12 protein-coding genes are annotated in these 20,640 nt (G+C 34.2%); 7 read left to right on the top strand and 5 right to left on the bottom strand.

What is annotated here, in order from left to right:
- Positions 1-11: 11 nt before the first annotated feature.
- Positions 12-1,601: a bacillithiol biosynthesis cysteine-adding enzyme BshC gene (gene bshC / locus C4F50_RS18815; RefSeq protein WP_194140192.1), complete on the bottom strand. Its 1,590-nt coding sequence runs from the start codon at positions 1,599-1,601 to the stop codon at positions 12-14.
- Between the two features lie 272 nt (positions 1,602-1,873).
- Between bshC and C4F50_RS18810 the strand changes: the two genes are divergently transcribed.
- The 4 genes from C4F50_RS18810 to C4F50_RS18795 all read left to right on the top strand — a co-directional run bounded on the left by C4F50_RS18810 (position 1,874) and on the right by C4F50_RS18795 (position 5,577).
- A complete protein-coding gene (locus C4F50_RS18810; protein ID WP_194140191.1) occupies positions 1,874-3,142 on the top strand; it encodes an MFS transporter in 1,269 nt (422 codons plus the stop codon).
- Between the two features lie 100 nt (positions 3,143-3,242).
- Complete coding sequence (locus tag C4F50_RS18805; protein ID WP_194140190.1) at positions 3,243-3,497, top strand: autorepressor SdpR family transcription factor; 255 nt, start codon at positions 3,243-3,245, stop codon at positions 3,495-3,497.
- A gap of 6 nt (positions 3,498-3,503) precedes the next feature.
- The gene (locus C4F50_RS18800; protein ID WP_194140189.1) at positions 3,504-4,163 is read left to right on the top strand and encodes an SdpI family protein; all 660 of its coding nucleotides are present in this window, start codon (positions 3,504-3,506) and stop codon (positions 4,161-4,163) included.
- 61 nt (positions 4,164-4,224) lie between these two features.
- Entirely contained in the window at positions 4,225-5,577 is a 1,353-nt protein-coding gene (locus C4F50_RS18795; protein ID WP_228012080.1) for an alpha/beta hydrolase family protein, read from the top strand.
- Between the two features lie 44 nt (positions 5,578-5,621).
- Here C4F50_RS18795 and C4F50_RS18790 read toward each other — a convergent pair whose 3' ends face one another.
- Complete coding sequence (locus C4F50_RS18790) at positions 5,622-12,851, bottom strand: T9SS type B sorting domain-containing protein (protein ID WP_194140187.1); 7,230 nt, start codon at positions 12,849-12,851, stop codon at positions 5,622-5,624.
- Between the two features lie 136 nt (positions 12,852-12,987).
- Here C4F50_RS18790 and C4F50_RS18785 point away from each other — a divergent pair, with 136 nt between their 5' ends.
- Positions 12,988-15,186 carry a B12-binding domain-containing radical SAM protein gene (locus C4F50_RS18785; RefSeq protein ID WP_194140186.1) on the top strand — a complete coding sequence of 733 codons (2,199 nt, stop codon included), beginning with the start codon at positions 12,988-12,990 and terminating at the stop codon, positions 15,184-15,186.
- A 3-nt stretch (positions 15,187-15,189) separates the two neighbouring features.
- Here the strand turns inward: C4F50_RS18785 and C4F50_RS18780 are convergent, their stop codons facing one another.
- The 3 genes from C4F50_RS18780 to C4F50_RS18770 form a co-directional block, all read right to left on the bottom strand.
- Positions 15,190-15,954 (bottom strand): MBL fold metallo-hydrolase, encoded by a 765-nt coding sequence (locus C4F50_RS18780; RefSeq protein WP_194140185.1) that lies wholly within the window; start codon positions 15,952-15,954, stop codon positions 15,190-15,192.
- A gap of 85 nt (positions 15,955-16,039) precedes the next feature.
- Positions 16,040-16,726, bottom strand: a complete 687-nt coding sequence (locus C4F50_RS18775) for a response regulator transcription factor (protein WP_194140184.1) — start codon at positions 16,724-16,726, stop codon at positions 16,040-16,042.
- Positions 16,723-17,988, bottom strand: coding sequence for a sensor histidine kinase (locus C4F50_RS18770; protein WP_194140183.1), 1,266 nt, complete (start codon positions 17,986-17,988; stop codon positions 16,723-16,725). Before C4F50_RS18770 ends, C4F50_RS18775 begins: the two co-directional genes overlap by 4 nt.
- Before the next feature lie 164 nt (positions 17,989-18,152).
- Between C4F50_RS18770 and C4F50_RS18765 the strand changes: the two genes are divergently transcribed.
- On the top strand, positions 18,153-18,566 hold the full coding sequence (locus C4F50_RS18765; protein WP_194140182.1) for a DUF1573 domain-containing protein: 414 nt from the start codon (positions 18,153-18,155) through the stop codon (positions 18,564-18,566).
- A gap of 258 nt (positions 18,567-18,824) precedes the next feature.
- Positions 18,825-20,402: a L,D-transpeptidase family protein gene (locus tag C4F50_RS18760; protein ID WP_194140181.1), complete on the top strand. Its 1,578-nt coding sequence runs from the start codon at positions 18,825-18,827 to the stop codon at positions 20,400-20,402.
- Positions 20,403-20,640 lie beyond the last annotated feature (238 nt).

Here is a 20,640-nt window from a genome sequence, read left to right as displayed (position 1 = left end):
CGGCTAGCTTTTTATATTGTTATAATGTTAAAATTGTCTTCTAAAGGTTTTAATTTTTGAATTAAAAGCGGAATCAATTGTTCTCCGTTTTCTAAATAAAATTCAGAAAAATTGGCTTGGCGTTCTTGCAGGCTTTTATTTGGAAACAACTCGCATTGTAAATCGGTTACACGCTGCAATTGATCCTGCAGTTTTCTTTTTTGTGCTTTTAATAAACGCTTTTCTAAATTTTCTAAACCTTTTTTCTGTTTTACTTCCTGTGCTTTTACTGCTCCAGAAAATGACTTGTCGGTTTGTTCTGCCAATTCAAAAAGATAGCTGAATTGCTTTTCAAGCGCCTCTTTTTGTGCTGTCAAATCGATTGGAAACGGTGATAACTTGTGTGTGATTGTATTAATTAAATTATCTGGTCTGCTGAATAAATCTTTCCAGTTCAAATTCAATTGATCTGCTTTTTTAGCCTGTTTTTCGGTTGCTAATAAAACAGAATTACGAACCAGTAAAATTGGGAAAGTGATATTTACGGCGTCAAAAAAAGCTTTTAATTCCAGCCAGTATGCAATTTCTCCGCCTCCGCCGATGTAGCATAAATTGGGTAAAATAATTTCCTGATATAACGGACGCATGATGACATTCGGGCTGAATTTCTCTGGATTGCTTTCTAATAACTGAAGTATTTCGTCTTTAGAAAATGAAATCTTAGTATTGTTTACATAGTATTTATCATTTTCAAAAATGATGCGTTCTCTTAATTTATCTTCAATATAAAATAAATTAATTTCGCGCGGATTTACTTGTACATTGTATTCCTGCAAACTTTTGATGCTTTCCTGAACGGCTTTAAAAGATGTTTGATTTTCTAATTCGTCTTTAGCAAACGGTATAAATGCACGTTTCAAATCGGCATCATCGGCATCTAAAATTACTAAACCATAATGTGCAAATAAGCTGTTGGCTAGAAAACGGGTTGCATCTGCAAGATTAGAATGTTTTAAGTAAGACTCTTCAAAAAGTTTTTTTAAAGTATTGGCATTGCTGTTTGATCCTAATTCTTTAGAATAAATTTCGAAAAATTCTTCAAGCCCTTGTGTTGATAATCTTCCAACGGGTCCGGTACTTTCTGCATTCCAGCGGAATTTTTTTCCTTTAAAATTAAAATAATTAATTTCTTCAAAATCATGATCTTCTGTTGCCATCCAATAGACAGGAACAAAATTCTGTGAAGGATATTTTAACTTTAATTCTTTAGTTAAATTAATCGTCGAAATGATTTTGTATAAAAAATACAACGGACCGCTGAACAAATTTAATTGGTGTCCGGTTGTAAGAGTAAACGTATTTTGAAGCGCTAAAAGCTCTATGTTTTGTTTTGTAGCATCTGAGATTTCAATATGCTGGTATTGCTTTTTTAAAGTTTCTACGAGCGGAATTCGGTTTGCATTATCAAAATTGGCTTCTTTTTCAGCAATTTGTTTTTCGAAGTTTTCTAAAGTCGGAAAATGATTGTACAGCGGTTTTAATTCTGATTTCTGATCTAAATAATCTTGTATCAATTTAGAGAAATATCCTGAGGTTTGGTAGCTGATACAGTCGGTAGGCATAATTTTAAATTTATTTTTGACAGCTGTAAATTTAATGAAAATATGTACTTAAAAACGGTTTTAACGATTGCTTATGATTTGATTTTTTTGTTTTTGATTTAAATGCACTGTAATCAGGTTTTTAATTTGAAGTAAGATTGTGTTTTGTAAAATAGAAAATGTACTTAATTTGTTAAAAAACAGATAGTGTTCTAAAACTAATTTGCTTAAGTCTGAATTATTAATAATGAAACTCTATTTTTGCAAGTAAAAAAAAGTTATATCTATTTTACATGAAGCCTAAACAAAATTCTTTAAGACATGTCCTTTTTGGAAGTCTTATTGGTACTACAATCGAATTTTTTGATTTTTATATTTATGCCAATGCTGCAGTATTGGTCTTTCCACAATTATTTTTTCCAAGTTCAGACAGCACGATGGCAACTTTAGAATCGCTGGCAACATTTTCTATTGCTTTCTTGTCGCGTCCGCTGGGTTCAGCTTTTTTTGGACATTACGGCGACAAAATCGGCCGTAAGTTTACCTTGGTAGCTGCTTTGCTTACTATGGGGATTTCTACCGTTACAATTGGTTTTTTACCAAGTTATGCTAGTATTGGTGTTGCAGCTCCATTATTATTAATGTTATGCCGATTTGGACAGGGTGTAGGATTAGGAGGCGAGTGGGGCGGTGCTGTTTTACTAGCAATCGAAAATGCACCTCCAAATAAACGTGCTTGGTATGGAATGTTTCCACAATTAGGGGCGCCTATTGGATTACTGCTCTCTGGAGGAACTTTTCTATTACTGACAGACACCATGACTAACGAGGATTTTATGGATTATGGCTGGAGAATTCCCTTTATCGCGAGTTCCCTTTTAGTTGTAGTAGGATTTTACATTAGAACAAAAATAACAGAAACACCTTCGTTTGAACATTCTAAAAAAGCAGATGAAGAAGTTAAAGTTCCATTTTTGACTCTAATAAAATCATATAAGAATCAATTAATCTTTGGAACATTTGCTGCAATAACAACTTTCTTGGTTTTTTACTTAATGACGGTTTTTACCTTAAGCTGGGCAACCTCAGATTTAGGTTTTGAAAAAAGAGATTTCCTTTTGATTCAAATGTTTTCGGTATTGTTTTTTGCATTATTTATTCCGATCTCGGCTATTGTTGCCGATAAAATCGGAAGACGTAAAATATTGATTGTAACGACAACTGTAATTGCGCTTTTTGGATTTTTCTTTTCATATTTTTTAAATTCTGGAAGTACTTTTATGGTCACTTTCTTCGTGTGTATGGGAATGAGTTTAATGGGCTTTACTTACGGACCTTTAGGAACTTTCTTGTCAGAGCTATTTCCAACAACTGTTCGTTATTCTGGAGCTTCATTGACTTTTAATTTAGCCGGAATTCTGGGAGCTGCTTTTGCGCCCATGATTGCAATATATCTGGCAAGTAATTACGGATTAATTTATGTTGGTTTTTACCTGACTTTTGCAGCCTGTCTTTCGTTATTCTCGTTATTAGTGATTAGTAAAGAAGAGCACAAGTTTTAAAGGCAATTTTAAATATAAAAAAAGCAGCAATATAAAAATTGCTGCTTTTTTTTTGTCAGTTAAATAAGTATTTAGATATTTGTCTAAATATATAAATATCATGAATGAAATTTTTAAGGCGCTCAATGATGCCACAAGAAGGGAAATTCTGGAACTTTTAAAAGAGAAAGATTTATCTGCAGGAGAAATTGCCGATGCTTTTAATATTTCAAAACCCAGTATTTCTCATCATTTGGATATTTTGAAACGTGCCGATTTAATTACATCTGAAAAAAACGGGCAATTCATCATTTATTCTATCAATACCACCATAATGGAAGATGTTTTGCAATGGATATTAACTTTTAAAAAATAACTAGAAATGAATTTTGACTTTAAAAAAGAGCTTCCATTGATTGGAATTGTTTTGACACCTTTAGTTTATTTGTACATAATTTGGGAAAGTATTCCAAACAGAGTTCCGTTGCATTGGAATTATGATGGCGTGGTTGATAATTGGGGCGAAAAATATACTCTGATATTGATGACCTCTTTTATGACTGTATTTTTTTATCTTTTAATGTTGTTTTTGCCCAAAATTGATCCTAAAAAAAGACTTACGATTATGGGGAATAAATTTTATCAGCTAAAATTTATCCTGCTGTTATTTTTCTCTTGTCTGGCAATTATCATTATCTATTTTTCTAAAAATCAAGAAATGCCCAATCCGAGTTTGCTTTATATGCCGGCTGCAATATTATTTATTGCTTTAGGAAATTATTTTAAAGTGATACAACCCAATTATTTTATCGGAATAAAGACTCCTTGGACTCTTGAAAACAAAGAAGTTTGGAAAGCGACACACCTTATGGCAGGTAAAATTTGGATGCTGGGAGGTTTTCTCATTTTAATTTCATGTTTGATTTTCTCTAAAGAAATAACAAAAAATACCTTGATCACAGTCACGATTATAAATGCCATTGTCCCGATCCTATTTTCATATTTTAAATTTAAACAGATAGAAAAAGAAGCAAGGCTTTAATTTAACAGCTCTATATAAAATGAATAATCTATATAAAATGAATAAAAAAATACTATGTTTTATGGCAGTTTTCATATCTGCTCTGACTTTTGGACAAGAAATTACCGGGAAGTGGAATGGACTTTTAAAAGTTCAGGGAATGCAGGTCAGAATTGTATTTAATATTTTTAAAACCGAAAACAGATTTAGTGCTACAATGGACAGTCCGGATCAAAAGGTTAACGGAATTCCAGTTACCACAACTGCTTTTGAAAATTCTGTTTTAAAATTAGAAATAAAAGATGCTGGAATAACGTATGAAGGAACGCTCAATAAAGATCAAATTATTACGGGTAATTTTAAGCAAGGCGGTCAGAATATAGCTTTAGATTTGTCTCGCGAAGTGGTTAAAAAAGACATAATCGTAAGAGCACAGGAACCGCAAAAACCTTATCCTTATTATACTGAAGATGTTGCTTTTGAGAATAAAATTGACAATGTTGTTTTAGCAGGAACTTTGTCATTGCCTCAAAAAGAAGGGAATTTTCCCGTTGTGATTTTAATATCGGGGAGCGGCAAGCAAAATCGGGATGAAGAAATTTTAGGACACAAACCCTTTCTTGTTTTAGCCGATTATTTAACTAGAAAAGGGATTGGAGTTTTGCGATTTGATGATCGTGGAGCGGGAAAATCGACTGGAGATTTTAGTAAAGCTACAACAGCTGATTTTTCTAAAGATGTAGAAGCTGCTGTTGTTTATTTGAAAACCAGAAAAGAAATCAATAAAAATAAAATTGGACTTGTAGGCCACAGCGAAGGCGGAGTAATTAATGCGATTGTGGCTGGAAATTCAAAAGATATAAATTATATCGTTTCATTGGCAGGACCCGGACTTCGCGGAGATAAATTATTGCTGCTCCAAAGAGAACTTATTGAACGTCAAATGGGAATTTCTGAAACAGAAATTTTAAAAAGTAAAGATGTTTATAGTGGTGTTTATAAAATTATTTTGAATTCAACTTCAAACGACGAAAAATTAAAAACAGAAGTCAGCAATTATTTTAAGTCGAAACTTGGAGTCACTACAACTGATGATCAATTAACAATTATGTCAGAAAGCGTATTGAATCCGTGGATGTATTATTTTTTGAGGTTTGATCCTACGACTGCGTTTAAGAAAGTAAAATGCCCAGTTTTGGCACTGAATGGTTCGAAAGATTTGCAAGTTCCTGCCGAAGTAAATTTACAAGCTGTTAAGACGGCAGTATTAAGCGGTGGAAATAAAAAAGTGACCACAAAAAATCTCCCAGATTTGAATCATTTTTTTCAGGAATGCAAAACGGGTTCTCCAGCGGAATATGGTGCTATTGAGCAAACATTTTCTCCAATAGCATTAGAAGAAATCTCTGGTTGGATTTTATCGCAGGTAAAATAATTTTAAAATGCAAAAGCCCTTTCAATCGAAAGGGCTTTTGCATTTTATCTTTTCAAAGTAAAATGTCCTCTAAATTCTACTCCGTTTAATCTCGTAACAGTAAACCAATAATCTGAAGAAGGTTCGTGGTGACCCAGGTAAGTCCCGTCCCAAGAATTATCTGGACGTAATTCTTTGATGAATTTTCCGTAGCGGTCAAAAATTCTAATTCCACTATTTGGCGCTAAATAGATAAAATCAATAGTCCATGTATCATTATGCCCATCATTATTTGGGGTAAAGAATTTTGGATATGGAAGTTCATCTACAAAATGGATACATTCTGTAGTTGTAGCTCCAAGAATATTTACTGTAACAGGAATTTTGTCACCTTCGCAGTTACTAATAGTTTGTGATGCATAATACGTGATTCCGTCTACAAGTTCCGTTATTTCGGATAACGCTATAGTAGATGAGGCAGTTTCATACCATTTAATGTTTTCTCCTGCGATTTTAATATCTCTAATTCTTGCATTTTTCTGAATACAGAATTGCTGCGGAGAATCAGCATTCGGTATAGGGGTATCTTGTATTTTTACAGTTACAGCAAATCTTTGGCTTTCGCAGTTATTTAGTGTCTGTGTAGCGTAGTATATTTTGCTTTCTAATAAAGTGGTTTCAGCTAAAATGTTTCCTTTTGCTGGCGTATCGTACCATTTCAGTGCGGTTCCAGAAATATTCAGATCTTCAATTGTTGCAATTTCATCAATACAAAACTGCTGGCTGCTTTTACCTGCTGGCATTGCAGTGTCATAAACGCGAACTAGAATTGGCGTTCTATCACTTTCACACCCAATTGTTTGTGAAGCATAATAAGTTCTATTGTTTTCTAAAATAGTGGTGTTGGGCAAAGCGGCTGCAGAGAAATTAGTATCGTACCATTTTAGGTTTTGACCTGTCATTTGAATGCTGGCTAATGATGGATTATCGCTTTTGCAAAAAGAAAGACTGCCTTTTGCATTTGGAGCAGAAGGTGTACTTACAAGTGATACTGTAACACCCAATCTAGAACCTTCGCAATTGTTTTCTGTTTGAGATGCGTAATAGGTTTTTCCATTTATTAGAGTTGTTGTTTCTGGTAACAATGAACCATTTGTTAATGCATTATACCATTTTATAGAAGTCCCCGTAATTTTAATGTTTGCTAAAGTTGGATTTTGTCCAGTACAAAATGTTTGATTAGCATCTCCAGATGGGACAGCAGTATCTTGAATTTTTATGGATACAGCAATTCTTTCGCTTTCACAGCCATTTATAGTTTGCGAAGCGTAATATGTTGTATTGTTTTGAAGCAAAACTGCATTACTCAAAAGAGATCCATTTATTAATGTGTCATACCATTTTATATTTTGTCCTGTGATAGTAATTGAATTTAATGTCGCAATCTGTTGAATGCAGAATGTTTGAGGACTCGCTAAAGCTGGCTTTGGAGTAAAATTTGTAAAAGGAGTCAGGGTAACTGTGGTTGCATTTGAAACACAGCCGTTATTATTTTTTACCTTAATAAAATAGGTCGTTGGGGCAAGATTTGATTTCATTGCAGTTGTAGTCCATGTAACACCATCATCGAAACTATATTCTGGTGCAGCGTCGGTAATTGTAATGCTGCCATTAGGATTATTGCAATCGGGCTGTATAGTTATATATGCAGGATTGCTAGGATAATCTGTTGGAGGATTAATGGTTGCAGAGAATGGAGCAGATTCACAGCCGCTGCTGTTTTTAACACGAACCATATAAGTCCCGGCTATTAAATTTCCTGAATTTGGATTGGCTGCATAATTTTTACCATTGTCAAAACTATATTGATCAGCAGTGCTTGTAATAGAAATTGAACCAAATGGACTGCTGCAAGTGATAGGTTGAGTAATAGTTGTAGTAGGAGTTGCAGGAGCATTTGGCGCTGTATTAATTGTTGCTTTATACGCAATAGATTCGCAGCCATTGGTGTATTTTATTCGGATAAAATAGCTTCCGGGAGATAAATTGGCACTATTGCGGGTATCCCACGTTAGACCATCATCAAAACTATAGAGATTCGCAACGGTAGAAACCATAATATTCCCTGTAGCCGAAGTACAACCAATTGGATCTGTGACTACAACTTGTGGTGCTTCAGGAATTACAGGAGCAGGCTGTATAGTGACGTTTGCAGCAAGAGAAGTACAACCAGAATTATTTTTAATCATCAAATTATAAGTTCCGGCAGCTAGATTAGATTTTGTATTGGATGTCCCAAACGTGATTCCGTTATCAAAACTATAAAAATCGGCGGCGGTATTAATTGAAATTGATCCTGTAAAATTGGTGCAAGTAGGTTGAATAGCTGTAAAGGCAGGAGCTGAAAGCGGTGCTAATGTGGAGATCGTCACTGGAGCAGCATCTGAAACACAACCTGCTGCGTTTTTAATTTTTACAAAATAAATACCCGGCGAAAGATCTGTTTTTGTGTTAGAAAAAACGTAAGTCAATCCATTGTCAAAGCTATAAGTTGCGGCATTTGTTGTAATGGTAATAGAACCTTTTGATGAGTTGCAGCTTGGCTGAGTAGCACTAAAAGCTGGAGCTGCAATTGTAGTACCAGAACTCAAATTGATAACAGTGGTTGCTGATTCGCAGTTATATGAATTTGTTTTGATTTTAATAATGTAGGTACCAGCCCCTACATTTATTTTAGTAGGACTTGTTGTCCAGCTATTTCCATCATTGAAACTATAACTTATGGCTGATGTTGTTACGGTTATACTGCCATCAGTGGCACCGCAGGAAGAAGGTTGAACAATCGTTACAGCTGGTGCAGCAGGAATTGACGGAGGAGTATTTATATAGATATAATTGCCGGAAGAGGTACAGCCCAAAGCATTTTTTATTATCACAGTGTATGAGCCCCCGGCTAAATTTTTCTTTACAGGATTTGTAGTCCAAGTTATTCCTCCATCAAAACTATATTGGTCTGCTGTAGAATTTACTATTATAGTTCCAGTAGGCGTACTACATGTAGGTTGAATAGTACTTATGTTTGGTGAGGACAGATAGTACTTGTTTATGTAGACATATTGTGAATTTGATTTGCAGCCTGTTGCATTTTTAATAACGATGTTATAAGACGAATTTGCGGGATTTAATAAAATCGGATTTGTAGTCCAAGTATTTCCTCCATCAAAACTATAATTGGCGGCAGGAGTTGTAACGGTAATACTTCCTCCATTTCCGCAGCTGGGCTGTACTATTTTTATATTTGGATTTGGAAGATAATAAGGATTAATGGTAATTGATAAAGTATTAGATCGACAACCCGCTGCATTTTTTATGATGATGTTGTAATAACCAGAAGTAAGTCCTGTAAGAACGGGGTTAGTAGTCCAAGTATTACCACCGTCAAAACTATAAAAACTTGCAACTGTTGCAACAGTAATACTACCATTGATGCCGCATGTTGGTTGAATTAATGTAAAATCTGGATTAGGTAGATAATATTGATCTATGTTTGTGTAAGCGGCGTATGGATTAGATGTGCATCCAGAAGCATTTTTTACCATTAAATAATAAGTATTCGGATTTAAATTAGTAAATACAGGATTAGTACTCCAGGTTCTGCCTCCATCTATACTGTATTGTGCTTGAGTTGAAGTAAAGGTTATAATTCCGCCAGCTCCACAAGTAGGTTGTGTTGTTTTAAAGGTGGGAGCCGGGAGATAAAATTCTTGAAGCATTATCCCGTTTGAGTTAGAAACACAACCTTGGGCATCTTTGATAGCTGGAAAATAATATCCTGCTGAAAGATTCGAAAAAACAGGATTTGTCCCCCAATTTATCCCGTCAATACTATAAAAGCTTGCAGGAGTGTTGATTTTAATAGTGCCTTTTGTTCCGCATAGTGGCTGAATGATAGTTAATTTGGGTGATGCCAGCTTCGAAGCATCCAGATAAATAGAAATGTAATTGGATGTACAATTATCTTTTTTTATCATTAAATAGTAAGATCCTTGATTTAAATTGTTAAAAACGTTATTTGTACTCCAGGTTCTTCCATAATCGATACTGTAATAATCTGCAATAGTATTGAATGTAATATTGCCAACATTTCCGCAGCTTGGATTGGTAACTGTATAATCAGGATCAGGAAAGTATGCGTTGTTGATTAAAACACTCACAGAGTTAGAAACACATCCTAAATTGTTTTTTATTTTAATGCTGTAATATCTGGAAGAATTAAGATTGGATAAAGAAGGAGAAGTTCCCCAAGTATTACCACCATCAAAACTATAGGAACTAGCAGTTGTATTTATTGTAATACTTCCTTGAGACGTACAAGTAGGCTGAACAACAGTATAATCAGGTAAATCTATATTGGGGTTATTTAAAAAAACATTTCTTGGATAAGACGTACAGCCAAGATTGTTTTTTGTAATTATGCTATAAATGCCGGGAGGTAATGACTTAGAATTGAGAGTTGTCCAAGTTACACCATTGTCAAAACTATAAAAATCTGATAAGGAGTTAATAGTGATTTTTCCGTTGACACCACAAGTTGGCTGTTCCTCGGTAATAATTGGCGAATTCAGATAAGGCTGATTTAAATAAACATAACTACTAGCGCTAATACATCCCGCACTGTTTTTTGTTTTTATTTGATAGTTTCCAAAAGGTAAAATCTTAACATTATTGCTGGTCCACGTTACTCCATTATCAAAACTATACGAATCTGCAAGTGTGGTAATAGTGATGCTTCCGTCTGTTCCGCAAACAGGCTGTTCCGTTGTAAATTGAGGAGATGAATTTTCATAAGCATATAAATAGGCATAAGTGTAATTGGAAGTACAGCCTAAAGCATTTTTAATTCCTAAAGGATAACTTCCTGGATTTAAATTACTCATTGTATTGTTTGTAACCCAAGTAGTTCCTCCATCAAAAGTGTAAAAATCAGAAAGTGTATTAATGGTAATACTTCCTTTTGCAGTACAAGCAGGTGATACGATTGTGTAAGTTGGGGTTTCCAATGTATTACTACTGATGAGTACATTGTTTGCCGACGAAATACAACCTTGTAAGTCTTTGGTGCGAATTTTATAATTTGCTGGTAAAAGATTGTTAGCAGTAGCATTAGTTACCCAAGTTATACCATCATCAAAACTATAGGATGCGGCTGGAGTTGTAATGGTAATACGGCCGGTATCTCCGCAAAATAAAGGATTGGTATAAGTATAATTGGGATACAAAGTTGAAGCAGCTGTAATAGTTACACTTTGAGAATAAGAAGTACATCCGTTTACAGTCTTTATTTTTACTAAATAAGTTCCAGGATATAAATTACTCTTTGTATCGCTTGCGACCCAAGTTGAGCCGTCATCAAAACTATATTGGGATGCTGGTGAAGTTATTTTTATTGTTCCTGTGGAGACAAAACAAGAGGGCTGCGTAATCTGCAAGACAGGAGAAACGGCAGTTTGGCTTGGTTCTATAGTGACAGTTGCATTGCTGGCGCATCCAAAAGAATCTGTGACAGTAACAGAATAATCTCCTAACGAAGTTACCGTAATACTTTGCGTAGTTCCACCAGTACTCCATAAATACGAAGCTCCTGGAGAAGCAGTTAATACAGTGCTTCCAGAGCAGACATTTAAGATACCTGTAATATTTGCTGTCGGATTTCGTACCTCTAGATTGACAGAAATAATTTTGTAGCAAGTTGCATCCTTGCTCACTCTGACAAAAATAGAAGCACTTGAACTTGGATAACTTGTAAAATTGGTAATAGCATTCAAGTTGGAATCTGCCTCGTTATAGTTTTTGAAATAACTAAAATTTAAACCCGATGTAGAAGCAACCACTAAAGGATTTAATGTAGACAAATCAAAATTTTCACTTCCGTCACGGTTTGCATCACATTGAGATATTTTGGCGGTCGTTACATTAATGGCACAACTTGAAGAGCAGTTCAAAAAAGAAACATCCCAGCCAGGATTTGCGTCAGCATCTATGGCAGAATTAAATGTGGTTCCTGCGCAGGAAGTTCCAGAAATGTCATAATCAATTTGTACGCCTACATTATAATTAGCATTTGTAATATTTGGAAAATCACTGGTTTTTAATGTGAAACAAAATTTTTTATTTGTTGTGTCTAAACTTGAAGTAGTTGAGGTACTATAAACCGACACGTTATTACTGTTGTAAACATTTAAAGTGATTTTTTTTACTGATGCAGAAATTCCTCCAGAATTAGGAATAGTATAACTGCCGCATACTGAAATCGGTAAATTTGGACAAACTTTATTCAAAGGATCAAGTTCTATAGAGCCTTGCAGATTTTCTGCAGAATGTAAGGTACAAACATCATCAATATACATATACCCAAAATGCCCGCCCAATCCACATCTTGAAGCCATAAATTCAACGGTAAATTCTTCATTATTAGGAATTGATGAAATGTCCAAGAATCCTGATTGCCAATTGGTAGTGTATAAAGTAACAAAATCAGAAGTTTGGCTCGGAACCTTGCTGAAAATGCAATTTTTTTCATCTCCTACCAAACAAAATTCACTAACAACCGTCTTATTTTTATCTAAAATTCGTGCTTTTACAAAAGCTTGATTATCAGTGTGGCTATTGTCGTACACACTTTGTAATACCGCTTTGTAGTTAAATTTTAGATAATTTTCATTATTCGTTTTATACCTTTTTCCTTGAACAATAGCGCCGTAAGTAGAGGAGTTCTCATAATTAATTTTAAGAGCATACTGGTCAAATGCCTTAATGTCTCCGATATAAGGATCAACCAAATTGGCAGAAACACCAGTTGCCATAATGTTCATGTTATTAGGATTATAGCGATTGATGTATGCATCTGCGGTATTCGTAATCGATCGGCATTGCGTTGGACCAGGAGGATCACCTATAGTGTAAAGAAAATTCTTCAGATAACTATTTCCGTTTACAGTTTCATATTGCTCAAAACCTCCATTGGTACACATTTCTACCCCCTGAAGAGCAGCAGCTGTTTTTGAAGTAAAATTTCCCTCTTTAGAATTCAAAATTACTTTTTGCAAATCCAGCATTTCTGCTTTCATCTTTTCCTCCCTAATTTTCAAAAATTGTTTTTGCTGTTCCAAATCTTGAATGAGATGACCATTTTTATCTTCTAATAACAAAGTATTGGAGGAATTCGGGTGAGTTTCTTGCGCAAAAACGCACAAACAATTAATAAAAACAGTAAATAAGAGTAAAATTTTCTTCATATAGGATATTTAGCGGCGAAGCAAATGTAATTAATTATCTACAAAACCAAATAAAAAACACAGCCTGGAGACCACTAAAAATCTTTTCCTAAAAAGTCCTCAATATCGCGTATTTTTGCAAAAAAATAATGCTGCCTTGAAAACGAAACTTTTTGTAATTACGCCCCCATTTACGCAACTGAATACTCCGTATCCGGCAACGGCGTATATAAAAGGTTTTCTGAATACAAAAAATGTCGAATCGGTTCAGGCTGATTTGGGTATTGATGTGATTTTGCAATTGTTTTCAAAGCAAGGACTTGTCGATTTGTTTCACGTTTCAGAGTTTCACGTTTCAAGTTCTGATGTTTCAGATAATTCTAGAAGAATTTTTGCTCTTCAAGACGAATATATCAAAACGATCGATTCTGTAATTCAGTTTTTGCAAGGAAAAAATCCAACATTGGCTTTACAGATTTGTCAGGAAGATTTTCTGCCCGAAGCTTCTCGCTTTTCACAATTAGAAGAACTCGACTGGGCATTCGGAACAATGGGAACGCAGGACAAAGCCAAACATTTAGCAACTTTATATCTCGAAGATATTTCGGATTTTATCGTAGAATGTGTCGATGAAAACTTCGGTTTCAGCCGATATGCCGAACGTTTAGGACGAAGTGCCAATTCTTTTGACGAATTGTACGACGCTTTACAAAAGGAACCAACTTATATTGATTCGATTTTGATTTCGATTTTGAAAGAAAAAATAGAAGCCGTAAAACCAACATTATTTTTAATCTCCGTTCCTTTTCCAGGAAATTTATACAGCGCTTTTCGTTCGGCACAATGGGTAAAACAAAATCACCCTGAAATCAAAATTTCTATGGGAGGTGGTTTTCCTAATACCGAATTGCGTTCGCTTTCTGACAAACGTGTTTTTGAGTTTTTCGATTTTATAACTTTAGACGATGGAGAAGTTCCAATTGAAGAATTAATTTTTCATTTAGAAAATCCAGATTCCAATTCTTTTAAAAGAACTTTTTTATTAGAAAATGGAGAAGTAGTTTATAAAAACAATTCCCTAAAACACGATTACAAACAGGCTTATGTAGGTACTCCGGATTATTCGGATCTTCCTTTAGACAAATACATTTCGGTTATCGAAATCGTAAATCCAATGCACCGAATGTGGAGTGACGGGAGATGGAACAAACTCACTATGGCTCACGGCTGTTACTGGGGGAAATGTACTTTCTGCGACATTTCTTTAGATTATATAAAAGTATACGAACCTGTTGTAGCGAATCTGCTTTGTGATCGAATTGAAGAATTAATCGAAAAAACAGGACAAAACGGATTCCATTTTGTAGACGAAGCTGCACCGCCAGCCTTAATGCGCGCTTTGGCTTTAGAAATTCTAAAACGAAAATTAGCTGTAACCTGGTGGACAAACATTAGATTCGAAAAAAGCTTTTCAAAAGATTTGTGTCTCCTGCTAAAAGCTTCTGGATGCATTGCCGTTTCTGGTGGTTTAGAAGTCGCGTCAGATCGATTGTTGAAATTAATTGATAAAGGAGTTACTGTTGAACAAGTGGCAAAAGTAACCCGCAATTTTACGGAAGCCGGCATTATGGTACATGCGTATTTAATGTACGGATATCCGACACAAACCATTCAGGAAACGGTTGACAGTCTCGAAATGGTGCGCCAGTTGTTTGAAGCTGGAGTTTTGCAGTCTGGTTTCTGGCACCAATTTGCTTTAACAGCACATAGTCCCGTTGGATTATATCCAGAGCAATTTGGCGTTACCAAAAAAACAGAAGCGATTGGAACTTTTGCTAATAACGATATTGATTATACAGACGCCACAGGAATTAATCACGATAAATTTAGTTTCGGATTAAAGAAATCACTCTTTAATTTCATGCACGGAATCTGTTTTGATTACGAACTTCAGGATTGGTTTGATTTTAAAATTCCGAGAACCAAAATTGATCCCGACTTTATTTTTAATGCATTAGAAGAACAAAATGATTTCAATACCAAACCAAATGCAAAAGTAGTCTGGCTTGGCGGCAAACCATTTGCGTCCTCTTTTACAAAATCAAAAAAAGGAAGAAGCTGGGAAATGATGTCGCTGACTTTTCATGACAAAAAAGAAAGTTTTGATATTCAAACCAATAAAGAAGAAGGCGAATGGCTGGTTTCTATCTTGAATAAAATAGCGGTCTCAAATGCTAAAAATTATACTTTTCAGGAAGTTAAAAACGATTTTGAAACGTCATTAGAAGATTTTGAATTATTTTGGTATTCAAAACCAGTTAATACGTTACGGGAGTTTGGTTTATTGGTTTTATAATCATCAATATTCGGTACATTCTCCATCGTTCGGAATAGCCGTTTTTCCTAAAAGACCATGATCAGAAAGTGCGTTTTTTAACTGGAGCCTTGTTGTAGGACAATGATTTAAAGCTTCTAAATGATTGGCAAGAACTTTTCCAGGCGCTAAAGCGGCAAACTTTAGAATATCGTTCATTCGCATTAGCAAAGGCTGTCCAAAATCTAATCTCGCAGTACCGCAGGCCATTACCGAAATGTCTGGTTTCAATTCTGTTAAAACCCTTTCAACATGTTCTGTAAAAATAGTGTCAGAACTTACATAAACAGATTTTTGATCTGCTAATTCGATATGAAAACCCATTACATTCCCCATCAATTTGGCGATAAACCCATAACCATGAACAGCAGGAATTCCAGTAATTTTTCCGTCCAGAAACTTTTGAGGCTCCCAATATTCTAAAGTCTGAATAACATTTAGTCCTCTTTTTATCAGCTCTTTTTCATCTTTAGAACTGCAGATTACCGGAATACTTTTTCGTCTTAAAAAAACTTCGCCAGCTTTATCAATATGATCAGGATGCAAATGTGTAATTAAGCAGTGTGTAACGGTGCTTAATATTTCGCGGCTGTTTTTAGGCAGTGCCACCAGCGGATTTCGTTTTGGCTTGTATCTAAAAATGGTAAATGGAGGAATCGTTTTTCTCTTGCCTAACATGGGATCAACTAAAATGACATGCTTTTCTGTTTCAATCACCAAAGTGGCATTTCGCAAGTGATGTAATTTCATATCGAAGAAAATTAGATATTAAAAATACAAAGTTTTTCGAAAAACTGTTTACAGATTTTTCTTTATTTTTAGCAGAATTGTGATTTTATCCTATTGAAAACCGAAAGCCAATCCCATGAAGGTTTTCTATCGTAATTCCTTTTTCATCGGCTAGAATCTTTCGCAGACGCGAAATAAAAACGTCCAGACTTCTTCCCATAAAATAATCATCGGTTCCCCAGAGAGAGGTTAAAATCTGTTCGCGTTTTAAAACCGAATTTTTATGATCGAGAAATAATTTCAACAATTCGGCTTCGCGCTGAGTCAGTCCCACTTTTTCCTGATCATTAAAAAGAATAAAATTTTTGGTGTCAAATTGGTATTTTCCAACCTCATAAATAGTTTTTACCGCTGGAATATTTTTTTGCGAGCGCTTTAAGAAAATTTCAATTTTCAAAAGCAATTCTTCAATACTAAAAGGCTTTACCAAATAATCATCGGCACCTAAACGCAGTCCTTTTATTCGATCTTCTTTTAAAGTTTTGGCCGAAAGAAAAATGATAGGAACATCAAGATCGATTTTTCTAATGGATTCTGCCAATTCAAAACCGTCCATTTTTGGCATCATAATATCAAAAATGCAGATGTCAAAACTATCATTTTGAAAAGTTTCTAAAGCAGATTTTCCATCAGAACAATGAATTACTTCATAATTATTTTGTTCCAGATTATCTTTAGTAAGAAACGCTAAAGTTTCATCATCTTCGGCATAAAGGATTTTGAAAGTACTCATTTTTTATAAGGAATTGACAAGGTAATAGTGACACCTTTTTCGATATTATTTTCAGCTTTAATTTTCCAGTTTTGCAGGCTGCAGATTTCTTTTACGTAATATAATCCGAGACCAAAACCGTTGACTTCATTGCTTTTTTCGTTTTGTACACGGTAAAACTTATCAAAGATATAGGAAATTTTTTTATTGGCAATTCCAATTCCATTATCAATAAATTCAAGCTTTAGACAATTGTTTTCCTCGTAAATACGGATTGTAATTTCAGGTTTTTCATTGCAATACTTAACGGCATTATCCAGTAAGTTGTAAATTAAATTGGCAAAATGAAAGGTGTCCGTTTCTAATAAATATTCACAAGAAGGGCTTTCAATTTTAATGACCGCTTCTGGATATTTAAGCTGTATATTTTCTATCGCTTCTTCAATTATCGGAACAATAAGAGCACTTTCTTTTTTTAGTTCTAAAGGCTTGTAATCTGATTTTGCAATATTTAGAATTTTCTCAATATGGCCGTTCAGTTTATTTCCCTGATTGATGATAATATCGGTGTACGTATACAGTTTTTTGTCTTCTTTTATTGGTTTTTGTTCAATTAAATATTTGGATGCAATAAGAATCGAAGCCAAAGGTGTTTTAAATTCATGCGTCATATTATTTATAAAATCGCGCTGTAATTCAGAATATTTTTTTTGCTGTAAAAGCTTAAAAATAGAATAAACATAAATGAGCAGAATTAGAATCAAAGCAGTTGAAAGGATAAACCAAAACCGCATCGAACTAAATAAATACGTAGTTTCATTAGGAAAACGAACTGCGAAATAATAAACCAGACTTTTATGTTTCGGGAAATAAACGGTTTTTTTGCATTCGGCCTTTTTCTTTGAAAGCGAAATATAATCACCATAAATCATTTCATCGCTTTGGCAGTTGTACATTGCATATTCGAAATCTGTGGTAATATTCATTTTTTTGAATTCCGTTTTCAGATAAAATTCTAAAATTTCGGGTTCAAACTCATTATCCACATTGACAATATAATAGTCGTTTGCAATTTTCTGTACAGGATTTTGTGCGGGCAGTTCGTGATTGGTTCCTTCGTACAATTTTTTAGCAACTTCCAATAAGGCAATATGTGCTTTCTGACTCAGTTTTTTCTGTTCAATTGTAAACGCTTCTTTCGTCCAAAGCAGCTGCGCGACCAATATGCTGATAATGGCAACTAGTCCTAATATAATGATGCTGTTGAGTTTATTAATTTTCAAGGAAAAGTATTTTTGAAGGTGTGAAATTAATCAATTTTATGCTGAAAATAAGCGGTTAACAAGTCGTTAACAAACATTTGGAACCACTTAACAGCGATCTGAATTTGTCTGAATTACCTTTGTAATATAAAATTTGAACTATAAACCATTTTAAATACACCATTATGAAAATGATTAAAATTTCGATGTTAGCATTGGCTTTAGGCCTGATGTCTTTTTCGGCTGTAGCGCCGGTGCAATCATTAGTTTCAGAAACTAAAATAGCAGAAACAGCTTCTACAATTGTTTGGAAAGCAGAAACAATTGATGTTGGACAAATCCCACAGGGAACACCAAAAGTAATTGTTTACGAATTTAAAAATACTGGAAAAACAGCAGTAGTAATTACTCAAGTTCAGGGTTCTTGCGGATGTACTGCAACAGATTATACAAAAGAACCAATACAGCCAGGTAAATCGGCAAAAGTTATCGCAACTTATAATGCTGCAAACAAAGGTGCTTTTACAAAAACAGTTACTGTAACAACAAGCGCAGAAACTGCACCAAAAATCCTTACTTTAAAAGGTACGGTTATCTAAGAATTTTAATAGGTTGGTTATATGGCAAAAACTCCAGACAAGAAATTGTTTGGAGTTTTTTATTTAAATCTTTTTAATAAAACTGGCATTTTGGCAAGCAATTTTTGAGATTATAAAACCTTGTGCTCTTTATATTTAAACAGTAAGCTGAGTAAAGAATATGTTTTCCGCTGTCGTTCCTTTTATTACTTTTTCAGGTTTAACTTCTAAATTTTGATTTAACAGAATTTTTTCTACTTTTAATGAAAATTATAAGCTATGAAAATTTGGTATTCGCCTCTTATTGCAATACTGTTTTTTGTTGTTTTTTCGTGTAATTCGAAAGCAGACAAAAAAGATGAAAATTCAATTAAAAAAGTTGAAATTCCAGAATTAAAACTCACAATCGACAGTGTTCGTATTGCTTCATTTTATGAAAGTTATCCCAAACTGGCCAAATTTAAAAACGATGTAACTTCATTATATCAAAAAAATAAATCGACCCAATTGTGGCAGGATAATAAAGGAGTTGTAGAATTTGGAAATACCTTATTCAATCAATACAAAAACTTAGATCAGGAAGGCTTAAAAGCAAATTATCCTTATAAAGAACAATTAAGTTCGGTTTTTGAAAACAATACAGCGGTCAAATTATCAAAAGAAGATACTGATTTACTGATTTCAAATCTCTATTATTATTACGCTGAAAAAGTATATATGGGATTTGACGAAAAAACAAGTATTTCGTTAGAATGGCTTTTGCCGAGAAAAAAGCTGAATTACCAAGTTTTGTCTGATTCTATTTTTAAAAAATCAACTATTCGTGATGATAAAAAGAAAAAGATGTTCAGCCAGTATTATAAACTGCGTGAAGCTCTTAAAGAATATAGAGAAATAGAAAAAAATGGCGGCTGGAAAACTATCGAAATTGGCGAAGAGTATAAAGGTCTAAAACTTGGAGATTCTTCCAATGCTGTAGCACAAATCAGAGAAAGACTTTTTGTGACCAAAGACATTAAAGAAGATAGCAAAAGTGCCATTTGCGATACAACTTTAATTAAAGCCATTAAGAACTACGAAATCCGTCACGGCTATGCGCCAAAAAACACCATTCTAAAAGAGCATATTGACGATTTGAATATTCCAGTTTCGGATCGTATTAAAACCATTATTGCTAATATGGAACGCTGCAGGTGGATTGATCCTGATTTGGAAAAGGGAAAAAAATACATTGAAGTTAATATTCCAGAGTTTAAATTGTATCTGATCGAAGACGGAAAAATTGCTTTTACTTCAGCAGTGGTTGTCGGAAAAACAATGAATAAAACAGTTATTTTCAGTGGTATGATGAATAATATAGTTTTTAGTCCGTATTGGAATGTGCCGCCAAGTATTATCAAAAGCGAGATCAAACCCGGAATGGAAAAAAATAAAAACTATCTGGCACAGAAAAATTTGGAATGGAATAACGGCGCAGTGCGTCAGCTTCCGGGGAAAAACAATTCATTAGGATTAGTGAAATTTTTATTTCCAAATTCGAGTAATATTTACCTGCACGATACACCTTCAAAAAGTTTGTTCGAAAGAGAAAGCAGAGCTTTTAGTCATGGCTGCGTACGTGTGGCAAAACCAAGAGAATTAGCAATCGAATTATTAAAACCAGATCCGTCTTGGAATCCTGCCAGAATTGATAAAGCAATGCATGCCGGAAAAGAAAGCTGGTATACTTTAAAAAAGAAAGTTCCAGTTTATATAGGCTATTTTACCGCTTGGGTCGATCGCGATGGGAATTTAAATTTCTATAAAGATATTTACAGCAGAGACGAAAGTTTGATTAAACTTTTGACAGAGGAATAATTTTTTTTAGCAAAGAATTTATTTTTTTGCCACAAATTAGCGCAAATTTTAATTTTATATCAATTTAAATATGCCACAGATTAATCGTTTTAATCTGTGGCATTTAAATTTGTGCTGATTTGTGAAATTTGCGGTAAGAATATTATTCATCTATAAAAAAGAAAATTCAAGAATTCGTGGCAAAAAATCACTCTGATTTACGATTTGCAGAAAAAATTAATCTGTAGAAATCCTTTTA

The sequence above is a fragment of the Flavobacterium hungaricum genome, assembly GCF_015182285.1.
In the GTDB taxonomy this organism is placed as follows: Bacteria; Bacteroidota; Bacteroidia; order Flavobacteriales; family Flavobacteriaceae; genus Flavobacterium; species Flavobacterium hungaricum.
Note: the sequence above shows the minus strand (reverse complement) of the source record. Positions and strands in the feature narration are given on the sequence as shown.